Annotated in this window: 16 protein-coding genes; 7 read left to right on the forward strand and 9 right to left on the reverse strand. The window is 46.0% G+C overall.

Annotated features, from left to right (window positions below):
* Nucleotides 1-81: 81 nt before the first annotated feature.
* Nucleotides 82-810, forward strand: a complete 729-nt coding sequence (locus tag OCV12_RS14830; RefSeq protein WP_048659171.1) for a glutathione peroxidase — start codon at nt 82-84, stop codon at nt 808-810.
* Between the two features lie 234 nt (nt 811-1,044).
* On the forward strand, nt 1,045-2,511 hold the full coding sequence (locus tag OCV12_RS14835) for a dihydrolipoyl dehydrogenase (RefSeq protein WP_261884960.1): 1,467 nt from the start codon (nt 1,045-1,047) through the stop codon (nt 2,509-2,511).
* A 316-nt stretch (nt 2,512-2,827) separates the two neighbouring features.
* On the opposite strand, the gene OCV12_RS14840 is transcribed toward OCV12_RS14835, so the two are convergent.
* Complete coding sequence (locus tag OCV12_RS14840) at nt 2,828-3,175, reverse strand: RidA family protein (protein WP_004737155.1); 348 nt, start codon at nt 3,173-3,175, stop codon at nt 2,828-2,830.
* An 87-nt stretch (nt 3,176-3,262) separates the two neighbouring features.
* Here OCV12_RS14840 and OCV12_RS14845 point away from each other — a divergent pair, with 87 nt between their 5' ends.
* Nucleotides 3,263-3,511 carry a DUF3624 domain-containing protein gene (locus tag OCV12_RS14845; protein WP_261884961.1) on the forward strand — a complete coding sequence of 83 codons (249 nt, stop codon included), beginning with the start codon at nt 3,263-3,265 and terminating at the stop codon, nt 3,509-3,511.
* 254 nt (nt 3,512-3,765) lie between these two features.
* On the opposite strand, the gene argH is transcribed toward OCV12_RS14845, so the two are convergent.
* The 4 genes from argH to argC form a co-directional block, all read right to left on the reverse strand.
* Entirely contained in the window at nt 3,766-5,640 is a 1,875-nt protein-coding gene (gene argH, locus OCV12_RS14850) for an argininosuccinate lyase (RefSeq protein ID WP_048659175.1), read from the reverse strand.
* 347 nt (nt 5,641-5,987) lie between these two features.
* Nucleotides 5,988-7,199 carry an argininosuccinate synthase gene (locus tag OCV12_RS14855; protein ID WP_017632086.1) on the reverse strand — a complete coding sequence of 404 codons (1,212 nt, stop codon included), beginning with the start codon at nt 7,197-7,199 and terminating at the stop codon, nt 5,988-5,990.
* A 113-nt stretch (nt 7,200-7,312) separates the two neighbouring features.
* Complete coding sequence (gene argB, locus OCV12_RS14860) at nt 7,313-8,101, reverse strand: acetylglutamate kinase (protein ID WP_017063686.1); 789 nt, start codon at nt 8,099-8,101, stop codon at nt 7,313-7,315.
* Between the two features lie 12 nt (nt 8,102-8,113).
* Nucleotides 8,114-9,118 (reverse strand): N-acetyl-gamma-glutamyl-phosphate reductase, encoded by a 1,005-nt coding sequence (argC, locus tag OCV12_RS14865; RefSeq protein ID WP_261884962.1) that lies wholly within the window; start codon nt 9,116-9,118, stop codon nt 8,114-8,116.
* A 154-nt stretch (nt 9,119-9,272) separates the two neighbouring features.
* Here argC and argE point away from each other — a divergent pair, with 154 nt between their 5' ends.
* The 3 genes from argE (at nt 9,273) to OCV12_RS14880 (ending at nt 14,186) form a co-directional block, all read left to right on the forward strand.
* Nucleotides 9,273-10,409 (forward strand): acetylornithine deacetylase, encoded by a 1,137-nt coding sequence (argE, locus tag OCV12_RS14870; protein ID WP_261884963.1) that lies wholly within the window; start codon nt 9,273-9,275, stop codon nt 10,407-10,409.
* A 251-nt stretch (nt 10,410-10,660) separates the two neighbouring features.
* Nucleotides 10,661-13,297, forward strand: coding sequence for a phosphoenolpyruvate carboxylase (ppc, locus tag OCV12_RS14875; protein ID WP_176680538.1), 2,637 nt, complete (start codon nt 10,661-10,663; stop codon nt 13,295-13,297).
* Nucleotides 13,298-13,646: 349 nt separating this feature from the next.
* A complete protein-coding gene (locus OCV12_RS14880; protein ID WP_017061141.1) occupies nt 13,647-14,186 on the forward strand; it encodes a PadR family transcriptional regulator in 540 nt (179 codons plus the stop codon).
* A gap of 151 nt (nt 14,187-14,337) precedes the next feature.
* Here the strand turns inward: OCV12_RS14880 and metF are convergent, their stop codons facing one another.
* The 3 genes from metF to OCV12_RS14895 all read right to left on the reverse strand — a co-directional run bounded on the left by metF (nt 14,338) and on the right by OCV12_RS14895 (nt 19,109).
* Complete coding sequence (metF, locus tag OCV12_RS14885; protein WP_004729683.1) at nt 14,338-15,237, reverse strand: methylenetetrahydrofolate reductase; 900 nt, start codon at nt 15,235-15,237, stop codon at nt 14,338-14,340.
* A gap of 276 nt (nt 15,238-15,513) precedes the next feature.
* Complete coding sequence (locus OCV12_RS14890; protein WP_017632081.1) at nt 15,514-17,925, reverse strand: bifunctional aspartate kinase/homoserine dehydrogenase II; 2,412 nt, start codon at nt 17,923-17,925, stop codon at nt 15,514-15,516.
* 2 nt (nt 17,926-17,927) lie between these two features.
* A complete protein-coding gene (locus OCV12_RS14895) occupies nt 17,928-19,109 on the reverse strand; it encodes an O-succinylhomoserine (thiol)-lyase (RefSeq protein WP_261884964.1) in 1,182 nt (393 codons plus the stop codon).
* Between the two features lie 208 nt (nt 19,110-19,317).
* Between OCV12_RS14895 and metJ the strand changes: the two genes are divergently transcribed.
* Nucleotides 19,318-19,638, forward strand: coding sequence for a met regulon transcriptional regulator MetJ (gene metJ, locus OCV12_RS14900; protein ID WP_004415993.1), 321 nt, complete (start codon nt 19,318-19,320; stop codon nt 19,636-19,638).
* A gap of 173 nt (nt 19,639-19,811) precedes the next feature.
* Here metJ and OCV12_RS14905 read toward each other — a convergent pair whose 3' ends face one another.
* Nucleotides 19,812-21,101: a malic enzyme-like NAD(P)-binding protein gene (locus OCV12_RS14905; RefSeq protein WP_048663011.1), complete on the reverse strand. Its 1,290-nt coding sequence runs from the start codon at nt 21,099-21,101 to the stop codon at nt 19,812-19,814.
* Nucleotides 21,102-21,138 lie beyond the last annotated feature (37 nt).

Raw genomic sequence — 21,138 nt, forward strand, 5'->3', positions numbered from 1 at the left:
GGCTCAACAAAACGAAACAGAGCAACGAAAAACGTTAAGCTCTAATAGAACAAAATTAAAATATCATTTAAGGAAATCAATATGTTTGCATCTAAAGAAGGTCAATCAATCCCTCAAGTAACATTCCCAACTCGCCAAGGCGATGCATGGGTTAACGTAACGACAGAAGAGCTTTTCAAAGACAAGACAGTTATCGTATTCAGCCTACCAGGCGCATTTACTCCAACATGTTCTTCAAGCCACCTACCTCGTTACAACGAACTACACTCAGTGTTCAAAGAAAACGGCGTTGATGACATCCTTTGTGTTTCTGTAAACGACACGTTCGTAATGAACGCATGGAAAGCAGACCAAGAAGCGGAAAACATCACATTCATCCCTGATGGTAATGGTGATTTCACAGACGGCATGGGTATGCTAGTTGAGAAAAACGACATCGGCTTCGGCAAACGTTCATGGCGCTACAGCATGCTGGTTAAAAACGGCGTGGTAGAGAAAATGTTCATCGAAGAAGACGTACCAGGCGACCCGTTCAAGGTTTCTGATGCAGATACTATGCTTAACTACCTTGCTCCTGAGCACAAAGAGCAAGAGTCAATCACAGTATTCACTAAACCAGGCTGTCCTTTCTGTATGAAAGCAAAACAGAACCTAATCGACAAAGGTCTAAACTACGAAGAAGTAGTTCTAGGTAAAGACGCAACAACAGTAAGTCTGCGTGCAATCTCTGGTCGCACAACAGTTCCTCAAGTATTCATCGGTGGCAAACACATCGGTGGCAGCGAAGAACTAGAAGCTTTCCTAGGTTAAGTTAAGTGAACTAGCAATATCAGCTAACCCACCCTCTGTGGGTTAGCTATTCCAAACCACTCTCAAGTGAGCTTTGGAAAAAGAATATAGCTTGTGACTCGCTAACCTAAGAACCACAAGCTAAACCTAATAAAACAGAATCACAAAACAAACCCGTTATCCTGGCTCTCAAAAAAATCACCAGAGTTGGAGGGGTTCGTTCAAACTAAATTCAGCCATTGCGAGAAAATTATTATGAAACAAGTCAATGTAGATGTAGCAGTTATCGGGGGCGGTACGGCAGGTCTAGGTTCTTACCGCGCTGCAAAAGCACACACTGACAGTGTCGTGATGATTGAAGGCGGCCCTTACGGTACAACCTGTGCTCGCGTTGGTTGTATGCCATCTAAGCTGCTTATTGCAGCTGCAGAAAGCGTACACCAAATCGAGAAAGCTCCAGCTTTTGGCGTTCACCCACAAGGCGATATCGTGATTAACGGCCGTGAAGTGATGGATCGAGTTAAGTTTGAACGTGACCGTTTTGTTGGTTTTGTTTTAGAAGGCGTTGATGAAATCCCAGAGCAAGACAAGATCTCTGGTTACGCAAAATTCTTAGACGATAACACGCTACAAATTGATGACCACACGGTTGTCACGGCTAAGCGTATTGTTATCGCGACAGGTTCGCGCCCTGCATACCCTGCCGTTTGGAATGAACTTGGCGACCGCCTAATCATTAACGATGACGTGTTCAGCTGGGATGATTTACCAGAATCAGTTGCTGTATTTGGCCCTGGCGTTATTGGTCTTGAGCTTGGTCAGTCACTACACCGCTTGGGGGTGAAGACCAAACTGTTCGGTTTGGGTGGTCAAGTTGGCCCAGTAACCGACCCAGAGATCATGGCTTACGCAGATAAAGCCTTCAATGAAGAGTTCTACCTAGATGCCGACGTGAAAATCGAGAGCATGAAACGTATTACCACTGAATCGGGTGAGGCTCGCGTCGAAATCCAGTTCATCAATAAACAAGGTGAACTAGAAACTAACGTCGTTGAGTACGTATTAGCAGCTACAGGTCGTCGTCCTAACACGGATAAACTTGGTTTAGAGAATACCTCTCTAGAGCTTGATGATCGCGGTGTGCCAGTTGCAGACTACTACACACTGCAAACATCGTTACCATCAATCTTTATTGCGGGCGATGCTAGCAACCAACTGCCTCTGTTACATGAAGCAGCAGACCAAGCACGCATTGCAGGTGATAACGCAGGTCGCTTCCCTGAGATTCGTGCAGGCCTACGCCGCTCTAAAATCTCAGCGGTATTCTCTGACCCGCAAATAGCGATGGTTGGCGAAACCTACAAAGAGATCACCACACGTTTAGGCACATGTGGCTGTTTCGCAACGGGTGAAGTGTCTTTCGAGAACCAAGGTCGCTCACGAGTGATGTTACGCAACAAAGGTATTTTGCACGTATACGGTGAGCAAGGTACAGGCCTCTTCCTTGGTGCTGAGATGATGGGACCAAACGCAGAACATTTGGCGCACTTGTTAGCATGGGCACACCAGAACAAAATGACAGTTTCTGAAATGCTAGACATGCCGTTCTACCACCCAGTAATTGAAGAGGGTGTACGAACTGCCCTACGTGACCTCAATGCGAAACTGCACCTTGGCCCAGAGATGGTGAAACACTGTCTAGATTGTGGTCCTGGTTGTTAATCTCTGTTGATTGAGACAGAACACATAGATTAGATACTAAAAAGGAAAGCCAATGGCTTTCCTTTTTGCTTTTTGGCAACGAGTAAATAACAGAGATTCCCGATTACGCTCCTTCGTCGCTTTCGGGAATGACGATAATTTGCCTACACCGTAAACCCGAAACTAACCAGTGTAACGGTACTTATCAAAACACATCTAAGCTGAACCCACCCAAAGTGACACCAGTTAAACCAAAACTTAATCCGTCATTCCAGAACCGAAGGACGAGGTATCTGGAATCTCTTGAAGTCGTTACTTATCGCTAAATACGAGAGAATTACTTCTCAGCTGCAATCACAGAGATCTCAACAAGTAGCGCTTCACGAGCCATATCGCCAGTAACACATGCGCGAGCTGGTGCGTGACCTTCTGGTACCCATGCATCCCAAACTGCGTTCATTTCTTGGAAGTCTTTCATGTCTTTCAAGTAAATCGTTGCTGACAGCATGTGCTCTTTGTCGCTGCCTGCTTGCTCAAGTAGCGCTTCTACTTTATCTAGCATTGTCTGTGTTTGTTCAGTGATGCCTTTAGTTGCATCAGCACAAACTTGGCCACATAGGTAGATAGTACCGTTGTGTTTAACAATACGGCTCATACGTTGCTTGGTTTCTTGGCGCTCAATCATCGATCTTCTCTCTCTATGTCACCGTGATCCAATATCTTGTGACGTGGTATTATCAGGGCAACAAGCATAACGCGAATCAAGCCCAAGATGACATGTCTTCATTGCAATAAAAATGAAAAAATCTTCAACAAACTCGGTCGCTGCCAACGTTGTATGAATCAGCTCACGGTGCTGTCGTTCTTGAGCTGGGGAGTATGGTGGTTATTTTTCAGAGAAGACCCGAAAACCATCAATGCCATCGCCTTGATGATGGCGGCTTTCGCATTCAGTGGTTTATTGTCGCTGCATTGGATAATGAAATTTTTGGTGCTGCCTTTGAGGAACAAAAAGCGTTAGCTGAGGTGTTTGTTGGATAGGCAATAATGGTTAGATGCTAGCTTCAATACTCGGATAATTGGTCACAACAATCGAACGAGTATAATTTGCCAAACAGCAGATAGAAAAAAGCCCCAGAACCAATCGATTCTAGGGCTTTCTTAGAAAATTCTAAGAAAAAGCAGTGGTACTTTAATAGACCGGGCTTTTCTTAATTTGTTCCCAAAAAAGATCAGATTTTTGATCTTTTTTTTAGGGACTATAAAATCAATGCCTTATGCAACATTCACCTTAGCGATAATCTGCTCGACCAAGTTCACTTCCAAAGCCACTTCATCGCACGCATGTTGACGAGGACACTGGTCGCAATCTTTCAGTACCTTCTCAGGTAGCAGAGATTTCGATGTTGGTAAGAAGTCATGCTTCATAAAGAACTCAGGCGTACGAGTCAGTACAAACACCTTCTTGATGGCCATTTGGCGTGCTTTCTCAACCAAGTGCTGAACAATCGCGGTTCCCTGCCCTTGACCTTGCCAACCAGCTTCAACGCCCAATGAACGTATTTCCGCTAAGCCAGAGTCATACACATAGAGCGATGCACAACCTGTCACCTCACCATGATGCTCTGCGACCGCAAACGAGCCAATATCACGCACCAGTTCATTACGAGAACGAGGTAGGTTTTCACCCATATTCGCCCAGTAAGCCACCATGCCTTCCAATGCTTCGATGTCAGTCAAACGAGCAGGACGAACCTTAACGATTGAGGTGTCACGCTGCGCCAAACGCTTCTCAGCTTGGTCAACCGCGTAAGCCACTTGTTGTGGTGATACACCACCTAGCGCGCTACGTTTTTCAAGACACGATTCAATGGTCAGGATGTCATACACATCCTCTTCAATCACCTCAGAGAACTCTTTCATCTCTGCGATGGTTAATTCTTCTAATGCGCAGCCTTTCGCAATCGCCGCTACTACTGTTACACCTACAATATGGTGAGCTTCACGGAAAGGAATGCCTTTCGCCACTAAGTAATCGGCCAGCTCTGTAGAGTTTGCGTAACCTTGCTTCGCTGCTTCAAGTGTACGCTCGCCGTTCACTTTAATGCCGTCAAAACAAAGTGCAGCCATTTCCATACAGTCATTCCAAGTGTCTAAAGCGTCGAACAGACCTTCTTTATCTTCTTGCATGTCTTTGTTGTACGCCAAAGGCAGAGCTTTTACTGTCATCATCATTGCTGCTAATGAACCATATACACGGCCAGTTTTGCCACGGATAAGTTCTAACGCATCCGGGTTTTTCTTTTGTGGCATCAGAGATGAACCTGACGTCACTGTATCCGCTAACTCGATGAAGTTTGATTCACCAGAGTTGTAGAAAATCATATCTTCTGCAAGACGCGAAAGGTGAAGCATAGAGATAGAAGCGATCGACATCAGCTCCATCACATGGTCACGGTCAGATACTGAATCTAGAGAGTTACGTGTTGCACGACGGAAACCTAAGTTGTGAGCTAACTCTTCACGGTCCATCGGATAAGCTGTTCCTGCAAGGGCACCAGAACCCAGCGGACATGTATCTAAACGCTTAATCGCATCATTCAAACGAGAATAATCACGCTCAAGCATTTCAACGTAAGCCAAGCACCAGTGAGCAAAAGTTACCGGCTGAGCACGTTGTAAGTGAGTGTAGCCAGGAAGCACGGTTTCTTGATGCTGAGAAGCAACATTCACCATTTGGCTTTGCAGGCGATCCAATGCCAGTAGCAGTTGGTTACCTTGCTGACGACACCATAGTTTCAGGTCGGTCGCCACTTGGTCATTACGAGAACGGCCAGTGTGAAGCTTTTTACCCAAGTCACCGACTTTGCCGATAAGTTGTTGCTCAACCCAGCTGTGAATATCTTCTGCATCAGAACGTAGAATCTGTTCAGGATCTTCCATCACCTCAAGTTTTAGCTCATTCAGCGCTAACTCAAGCTTCTGTTGCTCTTCTTCTGTTAATACGTTGACCGACAGTAGAGCTTTAGACCAGGCAATTGAGCCCACAATGTCTTGCTCAGCCAATCGGTAATCAAAACGAAGAGAATCGTTAAAATCTTTGAACCGGGTGTCTGCTGCTTGGGTAAATCTACCGCCCCATAATGCCATTGTGTATCTCCTAATTGCACAGTGCTCACTGTATTTGCAAATGATAATTCTGATTAAGATTCAGTATTTTTCTGATGGTTTAAACTTACGGCAATTCAAAATGAAAATAAAGTATTAATTCATTATTTTCACATATTTATTCACCAGGAGTTGAATCCATTGATTATTTTTAGCGTGGAGCGCGAATTATATGCCATTCGATAGTAAAAACCGAAGCTGATTTATTAGGCGAATAGAAACTAAAAAGCCCACTCACTAATCAATAGTGAATGGGCTTTGCATAATAATGTCTGTTTACTGACCTTTAATTTTTCATCAAAGGCTAGCTCACTAACTCATTGTTAGGATTACTTTTGGCTATTCAGAGCACGGATACGGCTTGATAGCGAATAAAGACGAATGAAGCCTTCAGCGTGGCTTTGGTCGTAAACTTCATCTTCACCAAAGGTTGCAAACTCTTCTGAGTATAGGCTGTTGTCAGAACGCTTCTGAGTTACCGTTGCATGGCCTTTGTAAAGCTTGATAACCACTTCACCATTCACGTCTTGTGCTAGCTCTTCTGTCGCTGCAAGGATTGATTTACATAGCGGAGTGAACCAACGACCATCGTATACAAGGTGAGAAGCTTTAACACCTAGCTCTTCACGGAATTCGAATGCTGCTTTATCAAGAACCAACTGCTCTACTGCACGCAGTGCTTCCATCATGATGGTGCCACCCGGAGTTTCGTAACAACCACGAGACTTCATGCCAACAAGACGGTTTTCTACGATATCGATACGACCAACACCGTGCTTAGCGCCCTTCTCATTTAGGTAAACCAGTGCGTTGTATGGCGTCATTGTTTCACCATCAACCGCAACCACTTCACCTTTTTCAACTTTAAGCGTCACTGTTTCAGATTCGTTTGGCGCTTGCTCTGGGTCTACAGTCCAAGCCCAGCAATCTTCGTTTGGCGCATTCCATGTATCTTCTAGAACGCCACCTTCTGTAGAGATGTGCCATGCGTTTGCATCACGCGAGTAAATCTTAGTAAGAGAAGCGGTACAAGGAATGTTACGCTCTGCTAGGTAATCTAGACACTCTTCACGGCTTACTAGATCCCACTCACGCCAAGGTGCAATTACGTGTAGGTCTGGTGCTAGTGCAGCGAATGCACCTTCAAAACGAACTTGGTCATTACCTTTACCTGTACAACCGTGACACAGTGCGTCTGCACCGACTTTACGTGCAACTTCAACCTGCGCTTTCGCGATGATTGGACGAGCCATAGAAGTACCTAGTAGGTATTTGCCTTCGTAGTAAGCGCCTGTTTTTAGTGTTGGGTAAATGTAATCTGCCACCATCTCTTCTTTAAGATCAGCGATGTAACACTCAGAAGCACCAGAAGCTTTTGCTTTCTCTTCGATACCAATCAACTCTTCGTCGCCTTGACCAACATCCGCGACAAACGCAACCACTTCACAGTCATAGTTCTCTTTCAACCATGGGATGATTACTGATGTGTCTAGACCGCCAGAGTAGGCTACTACAACTTTCTTTACGTTAACTTTGCTCATTTTCTTTCTCCTAGTTTCCATACTGCACATGGCGGTCAGCGTTGGAAATGACTTCATAATTATATGTTTATTTAGTTTGTCTAAATTCTTTAAGTAGTGACTCGTGGTGAGAACTACTGAGGTAAAAACTGTGTTCCTATGCTTTTACCTGAAAACAGTTGTGTTAGCTTTTCTGGGTATCGCCAAGTAGCGACTTCGATTGGTCTTCCGAGGTCGTTAGCGGCTTCTAGTGCGGCTTGAACCTTAACGATCATGCCGTCGGTAATCACTTTGCCTGCAATAAGGTCATCGGCTTGTTGTTGGTTAAGGCTTGGGATGAGGTGGCCTTTGCCATCCAGCACACCACTTACATCAGAAAGCAGTACCAGCTCAGCATCAAGTGCGCCAGCAACGGCAACAGCAGCTTGGTCGGCATTGACGTTCATCAGTTGACCTTGTTCAGTCAGACCAATTGAACTGATGATTGGCAGTGCGCCAGCATTAAGAATCGCTTGCAGGACGGTTGAGTCGCCCGGCTCCGCTTTTCCTACCGCACCTAGCTCAGGGTTCAGTTCGCTCACTTTGCATAAACCACCATCAGCTAAGCTCAAACCAACGGCATTGATACCGTCTTTAATCGCCTGACCTTGAAGTAACTTATTCGCCGTACCCGCTAGTGCACCGGCAATAACTGGAATCTGATCATAAGGAGTAACACGTAGCCCTTCTTTCTTGACAGTTTCGAGGTTCAACTTATTCATCAAATCATCAACAAGGTAACCACCACCGTGAACAATCACGATTGGTCGTTGTGCTTGTTGTTGGTAAGCAGAGATAGCACCAAATAACTTGCTAAGTGTTTCACCACAAGATAGCGCAGCGCCACCTAACTTTATGATTAATGGTTGATTATTAAGGCTCATATCTAGATTTCCTTACACTAACGCAGTTAATGGCGCAAAACCATAACGTAAATTTAAACACTGCATCGCTTGGCTAGATGCACCCTTTAATAAGTTATCAATCGCTGAAACAACGATGATGTGTTGACCTTGAACCTTCCAACCTAAATCACAGAAAGGTGTATGTTCTACGTCTTGAATTCTTGGCAATGTCTCTTCGAGTAATCTCACCGCAGGTTTACCTTGGTAAGCTTGCTCAAAGGCATCTTGTATCTGTTGTTCTGTCACGCCTTCAGCCAATTTCATGGTGATGGTCGCTAAAATACCGCGCTTAAAGTTGCCGAGGTGCGGAGTGAAAATCACATCACATCCTAGGTGTGCAGCCATTTCAGGTTGATGACGGTGATTGAATACGCCATAAGCTTGCAGACTCACTTCGCAGAAGCTGTTAACCATAGTCGCCTTACGACCTGCTCCAGTAACACCGCTGGTCGCGTTAATCACAGGCCATTGGTTCTCATCCAGTAACTTCGCTCCAACCAAAGGCTTAATCGCCAATTGTGATGCGGTTGGGTAACAACCCGCGACTGCGACAAGTTGAGCTTCTTTAATCGCTTGCTCATTCCATTCCGCTAAACCGTAAGCGGCTTTATCTAGCCATTGTTCATGTTGGTGTTCAAAACCATAGAACTCTTGGTAGAAGTTCTCGCCTTTCACTCTGAAGGCACCCGATAGGTCGAATACTTGGCAATCGTTCTCTAGAAAGATTGGCGCTAGGTCGTGGCTTACTTCGTGTGCAGTGGCTAAAAAAATCACATCAGACTGTTTAGCCACTTCTTCTGGATTCGTTAATGGTTGTACTGGCATATCAATCAAGCCAGCTAACTTACCGTGCAATGCCGCAATAGGTTTACCTGCGTCTACACTATTGGCTGAGACATATAAACCTGATAGCGTGAGCTCAGGGTGTCTGTTTATCATTAGAGCCAGTTCTGCTCCTGTGTAGCCGCTTGCGCCAATGATCGTGGTTTTCAACATCTCAACACATCCATTTCTGAGGTAAGTTACATTTCAAAATTTGACTATTCATACTTAATTTTTAGCTTTATTTGATTTCTTATGCATTAAATATGATTTAATATGTGTTTTACCGACTTATAGTTTTCCTGTCAATAGTAGAAGTGAAGATATTATGCAATTACCGAGTTTTCTTGAGGTCTACAAAGGCCTAATTTCCACCGACTCTATTAGTTCTACTGATCCAAGTTGGGATCATGGCAACGAAAAAGTGATCGAAAAAATGGCTCAATGGTTTAAAGACTTGGGCTTTAGCGTAGAGGTCGTGGAAGTCGAGCCCGGCAAACATAATATGGTCGCAAAGATGGGGTCTGGTGAAGGTGGCTTGCTATTAGCAGGACACAGCGACACCGTGCCATTTGATGAAGGGCGTTGGAACTTCGACCCTCACGCACTGACAGAACACAATAATCGCTTCTACGGGTTGGGCACAGCCGACATGAAAGGCTTCTTCGCTTTTGTTTATGAAGCGGTAAAGAAGATGGATTGGAGCAAACAGGCGAAGCCACTTTACGTATTGGCAACCTGCGATGAAGAGACCACCATGCTAGGCGCACGTCATTTTACGGAGAATGCACCATTTAAACCGGACTACTGCATCATTGGTGAGCCGACAAGCCTAGTGCCAATTCGCGGACACAAAGGTCACGTGGCAAATGCGGTGCGAGTAACCGGTAAATCAGGTCACTCTTCTGATCCAGCGTTAGGCGTCAACGCCATCGAAATCATGCATGAAGTGTTGTTTGCGTTAATGCAACTGCGTGACAAGTTAGTCAAAGAGTACCATCACCCGGGGTTTGCAATTCCAAGCCCTACTCTAAACCTTGGTCATATTCACGGTGGCGACAGCGCTAACCGTATTTGTGGTTGCTGTGAACTGCACTACGATGTGCGTCCTTTACCGGGTATCAGCTTAGATGGCTTGGATAACATGCTGCGCAGCGCACTCAAAGAAGTTGAAGCAAAATGGCCGGGCAGAATTGAAATTACGCCACTGCACGAACCTATCCCGGGTTACGAGTGCCAACACGACCATCCATTTATCGGTGGCATGGAATCCGTTTGCGAAACTGAATCGCAAACCGTGAACTACTGTACTGAAGCACCTTTCCTTCAAGAGCTTTGCCCAACCTTAGTTTTGGGGCCTGGCTCAATCGACCAAGCTCACCAACCGGATGAGTTCTTAAGCTTCGATTTTATCGATCCAACGATTGATGTTCTGAGTAAATCCATCCGTAAATATTGTTTCTAGTTATTGCTACCCTTTCGATATTTTTTTATAAAAGCCGCCCATAAAGGTGGCTTTTATTCTGTTATCTCTGCCAAAGCCTGATCTTGTAATTAAATTTCACTTTATTCCGAAGTCTTGGAAAATTTACTTCTCCCGCATTTCGAAAACTAATAATTGCAAACTTAGAATGCTTTATTTGACTAGATACAGCAGTTTTCGCTAGATTGTGTACTTAACAAGGAACAATGGATGTAATTTTTTTACGAGGCAGGATGACAATGAACGAGAAATACGCCGCTCTCAAGAGTAACGTAAGCATGCTGGGACGCTTGCTAGGTAACACAATCCAAGATGCACATGGTGACGTTATCTTAGAGAAAGTGGAAACTATCCGTAAACTTTCCAAATCCGCCCGCGCAGGCAACAAGGCTGACCGTGACAGCCTAGTTGAAGAAATCAAAAACCTGCCGAACGAACAACTCACTCCTGTTGCTCGTGCATTTAACCAATTTCTCAACCTCACCAACATGGCAGAGCAGTACCACACCATATCTCGCCACTGTGAGGAGCATGTTTGCGAACCAGACGTGCTGCAATCTCTATTTTCCAAATTAAACCAGAATGACATCAGCAAGCTAGACGCGGCTCAAGCCGTTCGCGACCTGAACATTGAACTCGTTCTGACTGCACACCCAACAGAAATCACTCGTCGCACCATGATCAACAAGCTAGTTAAGATCAACGAGTGTCTGTCTAAATTAGAATTAAGCGACCTATCACACAAAGAGCGCGTGAAAACCGAACGTCGCCTAGAGCAACTTATCGCTCAAGGTTGGCACTCTGATGTGATTCGTCAGCAACGCCCAACACCACTTGATGAAGCTAAGTGGGGCTTTGCGGTTGTAGAAAACTCTCTATGGGAAGCCGTGCCTGACTTCCTACGTGAAATGGATGGCCGACTTAAAGGTTATCTTGGTGAAGGCCTGCCGATCGATGCTCGCCCAGTACACTTCTCATCTTGGATGGGCGGTGACCGCGATGGTAACCCATTCGTAACGCACACCATCACTAAAGAAGTGTTGCGCCTATCTCGCTGGAAAGCTGCTGATCTTTACCTAGGCGACGTAAACGAACTAATTACCGAACTGTCGATGACTAAGTGTAATGATGCGGTTCGTGATCTAGCAGGCGATGAGCACGAAGCTTACCGTGCAATCCTGAAGAACCTACGCACTCTGCTGAACAACACGCTAGAAGTGCTGGATGCAAAACTGCATGACACTGAGGTTCCGAAGAAAGAAACACTACAGAACATCGACCAACTTTGGACTCCGCTTTACGCGTGTTACCAATCGCTGCACGAATGTGGCATGGGCGTAATCGCAGACGGTTCTCTGCTTGATACCCTACGCCGCCTAAAAGCGTTCGGTGTGCACCTAGTGCGTCTCGATGTTCGTCAAGAAAGTACTCGTCACTCAGATGTACTGTCTGAACTGACTCGCTACCTAGGCATTGGCGATTACGACCAATGGAGCGAGCAAGACAAGATTGCTTTCTTAACCAATGAATTAAGCTCTAAGCGTCCATTACTTCCTCGCGATTGGGAGCCATCTGAACAGGTTAAAGAGGTTTTAGACACCTGTAAGGTCATTGCAGCCCAACCTCGTGAAGCCTTCGGTGCTTACGTAATTTCTATGGCTCGTACAGCATCAGATGTACTGGCTGTTCACTTGCTACTGCAAGAATGTGGCTGCCCATACCGCATGGACGTATGTCCACTGTTCGAAACGCTAGACGACTTGAACAACTCAGAAGCGGTAATGAAACAGCTGATGAGCATCGACTTGTACCGTGGCTTTATCCAGAACCACCAGATGGTGATGATCGGATACTCTGACTCAGCGAAAGATGCCGGCGTAATGTCTGCAGGTTGGGCTCAATACGATGCAATGGATAAGCTGGTTAAGGTTTGTGATGAAGAAGGCATTGAACTGACTCTATTCCACGGTCGTGGCGGTACGGTTGGTCGTGGTGGTGCGCCAGCGCACGCTGCTCTTCTTTCTCAGCCACCTAAGAGCTTGAAAGGCGGTTTACGTGTAACTGAGCAAGGCGAAATGATCCGCTTTAAGCTTGGCTTACCAGACGTTGCTGTAAACAGCTTCAACCTTTACGCAAGTGCGATTCTAGAAGCAAACCTTCTGCCGCCACCGGAGCCAAAACAAGAGTGGCGCGACCTAATGGAAGTGCTGTCTCAAGTCTCTTGTGAGGCTTACCGTAACGTGGTTCGTGGCGAAGAAAAATTCGTACCTTACTTCCGTCAAGCGACACCTGAACTGGAGCTAGGCAAACTGCCTCTTGGTTCTCGCCCTGCTAAACGTAACCCGAACGGCGGCGTAGAAAGCCTACGTGCGATTCCATGGATCTTCTCTTGGAGCCAAAACCGTTTGGTACTTCCGGCATGGCTAGGCGCTGGTGAAGCGATTCAATACTCAGTAGACCAAGGCCATCAAGCCCTTCTTGAAGAGATGTGTCGTGAGTGGCCGTTCTTCTCTACCCGTCTGGGTATGTTGGAAATGGTGTACTCGAAGTGCAACATGGAAATCGCTAAGTACTACGACCAACGTCTTGTTGATGAAGAGCTATTGCCGTTAGGTGAATTGCTGCGCGAACAACTGCAAAAAGACATCAAAGCCGTGCTAAATGTTGAGAACAACGAGAACCTAATGCAGAGCGACCCTTGGGGACTTGAGTCAATCCGCCTACGTAACATCTACGTTGAGCCACTAAACATGCTTCAAGCTGAGCTGCTTTACCGTACTCGTAAGTGTGAAACACCACCAGCAGAGCTTGAAGAAGCGCTAATGGTGACGATTGCAGGCATTGCAGCAGGCATGCGAAACACTGGTTAATTAGTGATTCCTACTATACAATAGACAAAAGGTCGCCTAGTGCGACCTTTTTATTTCACAAAATAAGCAATACTGAGTTTTTTGTCAGTTTTTTGGGTTATTTTGTCCATGTATTCTACTTTATGCTTATTATTTAGATATACTACTGCTCCGCTGCGGAAACACTCCAAAAAAATAATCTGCAGCATCTTGACCAATAAACTGGTCAACCTAGGTGATAAACGGCTTTGTAAGGTGACATAACCAACCGATGAGTTGGTGCTACTTAGACATAACCAATATAACGTGCCATTAGAAGCACACTTGTTGTTTAAGTATTTGTTTACTGTTTACCATTTGGATTTCAGACATGTCATTACCACACGTAATTCTAACCGTTTTAAGTACACGCGATGCTACTGGTTACGATATCACAAAAGAATTCTCCGCAAGCATTGGTTACTTCTGGAAAGCTAGCCACCAACAAGTTTACCGCGAGCTAAATAAAATGGCTCAGAACGACCAGGTAACTTGCGTGCTTGAGCCTCAAGAAGGCAAACCTGATCGTAAAGTTTACTCTATCACTGATGCTGGCCGTGGCGCGCTAGGTGAATGGTTTGAACAACCAACTGCACACCCAACCGTTCGTGACGAGTTCTCAGCTAAGCTAATGGCTTGTGCTGTACAACCTTCTGACGCTTACCGTGTACAACTTGCTGAGCTAGTAGAAGAGTCTCGCAAACTGGTTTCTCACTACCGTGAAATCGAAGCGGCTTACTACGCAACGCCATCAACACTAGACAAGCAAGCACGCCTTGAGCGTCTTACTCTTCGTCGTAACCTACTTATCCGTGAAGCATGGATTGTATGGGCTGAAGAAGTACTGCTTGAACTTGGCGCTCTTGCTTAAGTTAAGCTAGAAGCTAGAAGCTAGAAGCTAGAAGCTAGAAAAGCAAAAGGCTTGAACTCTTAGAGTCCAAGCCTTTTTTGTATCTATAGGATTTGAAATTTTACAGCCAGAGGCTTTTCACAAGCGCTTAGGCTTTACTTCTAGACTTTGCTTAAAGCGCAGCGACTTGCGGACGAACACCTAATGTGTGGCAAAGTGCGTAAGTCATTTCTGCACGGTTTAGCGTGTAGAAGTGGAAGTCTTTCACACCTTCGCGGCTCAGTGTACGAACCATGTCAATCGCTTGGCTAGCACCAACAAGCTGACGAGTCGTTGGATCATCATCCAAACCTTCAAACTGCTTTGCCATCCAACCCGGCACTTTTACGTTGTTCATCGCAGCAAAGCGAGATGCTTGCTTGAAGTTAGAAACTGGCAGGATACCCGGTACAATCTCAACATCAACGCCAGCCGCCACACAACGGTCACGAAAGCGTAGGTAGCTCTCTACATCAAAGAAGAACTGAGTGATGGCACGGTTAGCACCGGCATCTACTTTACGTTTTAGGTTAATAAGATCCGATTGAGCGCTTTTTGCTTCAGGGTGAACTTCTGGAAATGCCGCCACTGAGATATCAAAGTCGTGACGAGATTTAAGCAGCTCAACTAGGTCAGATGCGTACATCTCTGGCGCGCCGCCGCCTGCTGGAATATCACCACGTAGAGCAACAATGCTCTCGATACCATTAGCCCAGTAATCGTCGGCGATTTGAATCAGCTCTTCGCGGCTAGCATCAATACACGTTAGGTGTGGCGCTGCGACTAGACCTGTTTGGTTTTTGATTTCTTTAATGATTGAGTGGGTACGATCACGTTCACCCGAGTTTGCACCGTAGGTTACTGATACAAATTTTGGCTGAAGTGTTTTAAGACGGTGAACAGAATTCCACAGGGTCTCTTCCATCTTCTCACTGCTTGGTGGAAAAAACTCAAATGACACATTGATGTTGTCAGAAAGCTCAGCGATATTCTGATTTAAAGCGTCGATATGACTAGCGTGTGTGTATCCCATCTTACTCTCCCTGTGGCAAAAGCGACCACTAAAATCTCAAATCCTTAAACGACGTTTAGACGTCTATATGTCTGTAGAATGTATTGAATACGATTTAATGTCAACAGATCCATTATGAATTTTTCTCAAGTAGATCGTGAGTAAAACTCAAGTAGTTAGATGGCTCGCAAAGCAGAAATAATGTAGAAAAAAGGCTGAAAAACACATCGTGCTTTCAGCCTTATTTATCTTAGTGAATAGTATGCTATTTACGTACTAAAACAATTGATCTGAGTATCAGAACAGACTAGACATTCTGTTTAGGTCTGATTGAATTGCACCTGCCGTTACTTCTCGACCGGCACCCGGGCCACGAATAACCAATGGATTATCTTTGTACCATTTGCTCTCAATCGCAAAGATGTTATCGCAAGGCAGCAAGTTTGCTAGGGCGTGTTCTTTAGATAGGGCTTCAACGCCTACGGTTGCCTTACCATTCTTCTCTAAACGCGCTACGTAACGCAGTACCTTCTGTTGAGAGTGCGCTTTCTCTAAACGCTCAGCCAACTCTTCGCTTAACACAGAAGCCTTATCAAAGAAGTCATCTACCGACAGATCTTGCAACTCTTCAGGTACCAATGATTCCACTTTTACGTTTTCAGGCTCGATGTCTAAACCCGATTCACGCGCCAGAATCACCAGCTTACGCATCACGTCTGAACCATCTAGGTCAGCACGAGGGTCAGGTTCAGTCAGGCCTTGTTGCCATGCTAAGTCAACCAACTCGCTGAACGGCACGGTGCCATCAAACTGTTGGAACAACCAAGACAGCGTGCCCGAGAAAATGCCAGACAACGCAATAATGTCATCGCCACTTTCACGTAAGTCACGTACCGTGTGGTTAATCGGTAAGCCGGCACCGACAGTCGCGTTGTACAACCAATGACGGCTGATCTTCGCGAAGGCATCTTGTACCTGATGGTAGTACTCGCTTGATGCAGAGCCTGCCACCTTGTTCGCCGAAATCAGGTGAATGCCTTGTTGCGCGATTTGCAGATATTTTGCCGCAAGTACAGGGCTCGCAGTCACATCGAGAACCACTGCTTCGTCATAACCTTGAATAGAGCCTAAACGCTCTAACCAGTCGTTACCATTGTTGGCAATCGCTTCGTCGTCAAAGCGCTTACCTACCGAAGTCGCATCTATGCCTTGGTCATCGAACCAATAGGTTTGGCTATCAACCACGGCTACTAATTCAAAGTTCATTCCACGACGCTTTTCAAGTTCCGCTTTTTGCTCAGCAAACAGGCTTAACCAGCTTGAACCAATATTGCCCTTGCCACATAAAGCAATCGCAACACGCTTCTGCGCTTGGAATAGTTGAGAGTGAATACCTTTCACTAGGCTTGATGTTTCACTCTTGCGAATCACTGCCACTAAGCTCAAGCCAGAGTTAGCTTCTGAGATGAATTCAACCGGCGAGCTCTTAAGTTGTTGGTAGAAACCGTAACAGTGGTTCGGGTTCTTAGTCACGCCAGCACCCACGGCAGCAATCAAAGAGAAACCCTCTTTAAGCTTAATCTCAGCTTCAATCGCGTGATCTTGTAGATATTCTAAAGCGCCACCAGCGATCTCTTCTGTGTAAGCAAGGCGCAAACAGTGCTGATCCGGTTCAAGCTCATAAGCAAGCGGCTCGAGTTGAGCACGCTTAAGCCCTTCAAGCACTTCACTCTCTAGACGGTCAAAGTCATGCCCATGACCAAAGGTCAGCTGCACGATAAGCACTTCATCCAAAGATGTGATAATTTTTGCGCCACGACCCGATGCCAATACACGCTCTATCTGTGTAGAGCCCGCCTCAGGCTGATAGCTGCAGCGTAAACTTAAGTCCATAGCACTTTGAGCCACAGGCTGTAGCGTTCGACTGTGAAGCACTGGAGCCGCTAAACGAGCTAATTCACTCGCTTCATCAAGACGAAGCAGAGGCAATAAACACGCATCCGAGACCAAACGAGGGTCTGCGCTGTATACACCAGCTACGTCACTCCAAATCGTTACGCGTTCAACCTCAGCCAATGCTCCAATCACAGTTGCAGAGTAATCCGAGCCGTTACGGCCGAGTAGAACCGTTTCACCCTCAGTGTTTTGAGCCATAAAGCCAGTAATCACCACGCGGCAATGTGCATGCTGCGCCAAAGCTTCTTTAATCAGAGGGTAAGAGCGTGCGCGGTCAACTTCAGGTTGAGCGCCCACTTCTGCACGCAAAAAGGCACGTGCATCTTGAGCAACCGCTTGTAAATCATGTTGACACAACAAAGCAGCTAATAGACGTGAAGACCAAACTTCACCGTGTCCTAGCACTTGTGCTTTTTGCGCTTCGCTTAGAGGAGCCGTTAGCTCACCCAAAGCGGTAAATTCTTGTTGAATGGTGGCCGTTAGCTGAGCCGCAGACTCACCTTCAAGCAGTGCTTCAATCAGCTCAAGTTGGAACTGACGAAGTGCTTGCAAACATTCATGGGCAATACGACCATCTTTGTCGAGCGCTTCAACAAACTCAATCAAGCGGTTGGTTGTTTTACCCGCTGCCGATACCACGACCAAGTCAGTGGCTGATGAGTATTCTCTAAGAATGTTGACCACGCGCTGGTAACACTCAGGATTCGCTAAGCTGCTGCCACCAAATTTGTGTAGCTGGCGAAAGGTTGCCATTATTAACCCTCCCCTTCAGCGATAAAGCCTTGTGTCTTTTCAAACGCTTGCTTGAGGTCATCAATCAAGTCTTCTGCATCTTCAAGACCAACAGAAAGACGCAGTAACTGTTGAGAAACGCCCGCCTCTGCCAGTGCTTCTTCGCCCATCGCACGGTGAGTCATTGACGCAGGGTGGCAGATTAAGCTTTCCACACCACCCAGAGATTCCGCTAAAGAGAACAGCTCTAACTTATCAACAAAGTACTTAAGCGCCTCGAATGAGCCTGCAAACTCGAAGCTCAGCATTGAGCCAAAGCCAGACTGCTGCTTCTTCGCGATATCATGACCCGGATGTTCAGGAAGGCTTGGGTGGTAAATCGTGCCGACGAGATCTTGTTGCTGCAGAGACGCCAGAATTTCACGTGAACTCTCTTCGTGAACTCGCATACGCGCACCTAGCGTACGAATACCACGTAGAGTCATGTAGCTATCAAATGGTGTGCCGGTCGCACCAATACAGTTACCCCACCACGCTAGCTCTTCAGCGTGCTCTTCCGTTTTGGTGACAACAACGCCACCAATAACGTCCGAGTGTCCGTTGATGTACTTTGTGGTTGAGTGGATAACAAAATCCGCACCCAGTTCTAAAGGCTTTTGGAACACCGGTGTCAAAAACGTGTTGTCGACAGCAACCAGAGCACCAACCTCTTTCGCTTTACGACAAGTTTCTGCAATATCAACCACACGAACCAAAGGATTCGATGGTGTTTCAATTAAGATCAACTTTGGCTTAAGCGCGATCGCCGCATCCAGTGCCGTTTGATCCGATTGATCAACGAACAGAACTTTGAAGTCACCTTTGAGTGAGCGAGTGTTAAACAGACGGTAAGTACCGCCGTAGCAGTCGTGTGGTGCGATAATAAGATCATCGCCGCCTAAGAAAGCAGAAACCCATAAGTTTAGCGCCGAGGTGCCACAGTTAGTGACCACCGCGCCTTTGCCCGATTCAAGCTCAAACAGTGCCGTTTCTAATAAACCGCGGTTGGGGTTACCAGAACGGGTGTAATCGTACTTTGGCACTTCACCAAAAGCGGGAAACCCATAGTTAGTCGAAAGATAAATTGGTGGGACAACGGCATGGTGTTGCGTGTCTGACTCGATACCAGTACGTACTGCGATTGTTGCTGGCTTCCGGCTGCTCATAGGTGCTTCCTTACAAGTTTTGCGTCTGAGAATCACAGCAGCTTGTCGGCATTTTGCGGCTGTGTTAGATATATGTTATTCACTTTACTTTCATAAACGTGAGACGTCAACACTTCTAGACGTCTATATGTCTTTGCTTATGGCGGTAAATCCCGCTAAAATCACCACTATTAATTTATTCTAACAACTAAAGTGATGAAGGTACGCAATGGCCGACTGGAATGGTGAATACATAAGCCCATATGCTGAGCATGGAAAGAAAAGCGAACAAGTAAAGAAAATTACAGTTTCTATCCCTCTAAAAGTGTTAAAGGTTCTAACTGACGAGCGCACTCGCCGCCAGATTAACAACCTACGCCATGCAACAAACAGTGAGCTACTGTGCGAAGCCTTTCTACATGCGTACACAGGCCAACCACTACCAACGGATGAAGACCTTCGTAAAGACCGCCCAGACGATATTCCTGCTGAAGTGAAAAAACTGATGACAGAGATGGGTATCGAGTTCGAAGCGTTTGACGAAGAATAAAAACAACTCAGTCACTGCCTTCATTATTGATTCGCTCTAGCTGAACCCTATTGATCACATCGTGCATTGTTTTTATGACTGCGCTGTGAATGATAGACATAAAAAAACCGACTTCAGATGAGTCGGTTTTATTATTCTTTTGCGCTCAATAGAGCAGCAGCTATAAAAAGCTATTAAGCCATATAGTTAGCAGGCATCTCGATACGAGCTACGCCAGACTCAACAGCCGCTTCTGCTACTGCTTTCGCTACGCGAGGAAGTAGACGTGGATCCATTGGCTTAGGAATGATGTAGCCTTTACCAAATTCCAGTGCAGTTTCACCCGCCGCTGCCAGTACTTCAGCCGGAACTTCTTCTTTCGCCAGTTCACGAATCGCTTTAACCGCCGCCAACTTCATTTCGTCATTAATTTCGCTTGCACGCACATCTAGTGCACCACGGAAAATGAATGGGAAACAAAGTACGTTGTTTACTTGGTTAGGGTAATCACTACGGCCTGTACCCATGATAAGGTCAGAACGAACTTCGTGAGCAAGCTCTGGCTTGATCTCTGGATCTGGGTTTGAACATGCAAACACAACTGGCTTATCAGCCATCAGCGTTAGTGCTTCAGCTGGAAGCAGGTTAGGACCCGATACACCCAAGAATAGATCAGCGCCTTCGATAACATCTTCAAGCGTGCGCTTATCAGTGTTGTTTGCGAACAGCTCTTTGTATTCGTTTAGGTCGTCACGACGAGTGTGGATCACACCTTTACGGTCCAGCATGTAGATCTTCTCACGCTGAGCGCCACACTTAATCAGTAGTTCCATACATGCAACCGCTGCTGCGCCAGCACCTAGACAAACGATCTTACACTCTTCTAGCTTCTTACCTTGAAGCTCGATCGCGTTCAGCATACCTGCTGCTGTTACAATCGCTGTACCGTGTTGGTCATCGTGGAATACTGGTACATCACAACGCTCAATCAGACGACGTTCAATCTCAAAACAGTCTGGTGCTTTGATGTCTTCTAGGTTAATACCGCCGAATGTATCTGCAATGTTCGCAACTGTATCAACGAACTCATCGATTGTGCGGTGTTTTACTTCAATATCGATAGAATCTAAACCAGCAAAACGCTTAAACAGTAGCGCTTTGCCTTCCATTACTGGTTTAGAAGCAATAGGACCAAGGTTACCTAGGCCAAGAATCGCTGTACCGTTAGAGATAACAGCAACCATGTTGCCTTTACCTGTGTACTTATAGACGTTATCAACGTTCTGTGCGATCTCGCGAACAGGCTCAGCCACGCCTGGGCTGTATGCAAGTGCTAGGTCTTCTGCAGAGTTTGCAGGCTTCGTCAGTTCTACGGCAATTTTGCCTGGAATCGGGAACTCATGATAATCAAGAGCTTGCTGACGGAATTGTTCTTGAGGCGATAATTCTTGAGAGGATTGAGCTTGGCTGCTGTCTTCAGACATAGGTGTAGGTTCCTAGGATATTATTATTTGGGGGATC

It is taken from the genome of Vibrio pomeroyi (genome assembly GCF_024347595.1).
Classification (GTDB): Bacteria; Pseudomonadota; Gammaproteobacteria; order Enterobacterales; family Vibrionaceae; genus Vibrio; species Vibrio pomeroyi.

What these genes read in the sequence shown, in the direction of transcription:
- OCV12_RS14830 (WP_048659171.1), top strand. Translation starts at nt 82, where the DNA reads ATGTTTGCATCTAAAGAAGGTCAATCAATCCCTCAAGTAACATTCCCA.
- OCV12_RS14835 (WP_261884960.1), top strand. Translation starts at nt 1,045, where the DNA reads ATGAAACAAGTCAATGTAGATGTAGCAGTTATCGGGGGCGGTACGGCA.
- OCV12_RS14840 (WP_004737155.1), bottom strand. Translation starts at nt 3,175, where the DNA reads ATGATTGAGCGCCAAGAAACCAAGCAACGTATGAGCCGTATTGTTAAA.
- OCV12_RS14845 (WP_261884961.1), top strand. Translation starts at nt 3,263, where the DNA reads ATGACATGTCTTCATTGCAATAAAAATGAAAAAATCTTCAACAAACTC.
- argH (WP_048659175.1), bottom strand. Translation starts at nt 5,640, where the DNA reads ATGGCATTATGGGGCGGTAGATTTACCCAAGCAGCAGACACCCGGTTC.
- OCV12_RS14855 (WP_017632086.1), bottom strand. Translation starts at nt 7,199, where the DNA reads ATGAGCAAAGTTAACGTAAAGAAAGTTGTAGTAGCCTACTCTGGCGGT.
- argB (WP_017063686.1), bottom strand. Translation starts at nt 8,101, where the DNA reads ATGAGCCTTAATAATCAACCATTAATCATAAAGTTAGGTGGCGCTGCG.
- argC (WP_261884962.1), bottom strand. Translation starts at nt 9,118, where the DNA reads ATGTTGAAAACCACGATCATTGGCGCAAGCGGCTACACAGGAGCAGAA.
- argE (WP_261884963.1), top strand. Translation starts at nt 9,273, where the DNA reads ATGCAATTACCGAGTTTTCTTGAGGTCTACAAAGGCCTAATTTCCACC.
- ppc (WP_176680538.1), top strand. Translation starts at nt 10,661, where the DNA reads ATGACAATGAACGAGAAATACGCCGCTCTCAAGAGTAACGTAAGCATG.
- OCV12_RS14880 (WP_017061141.1), top strand. Translation starts at nt 13,647, where the DNA reads ATGTCATTACCACACGTAATTCTAACCGTTTTAAGTACACGCGATGCT.
- metF (WP_004729683.1), bottom strand. Translation starts at nt 15,237, where the DNA reads ATGGGATACACACACGCTAGTCATATCGACGCTTTAAATCAGAATATC.
- OCV12_RS14890 (WP_017632081.1), bottom strand. Translation starts at nt 17,925, where the DNA reads ATGGCAACCTTTCGCCAGCTACACAAATTTGGTGGCAGCAGCTTAGCG.
- OCV12_RS14895 (WP_261884964.1), bottom strand. Translation starts at nt 19,109, where the DNA reads ATGAGCAGCCGGAAGCCAGCAACAATCGCAGTACGTACTGGTATCGAG.
- metJ (WP_004415993.1), top strand. Translation starts at nt 19,318, where the DNA reads ATGGCCGACTGGAATGGTGAATACATAAGCCCATATGCTGAGCATGGA.
- OCV12_RS14905 (WP_048663011.1), bottom strand. Translation starts at nt 21,101, where the DNA reads ATGTCTGAAGACAGCAGCCAAGCTCAATCCTCTCAAGAATTATCGCCT.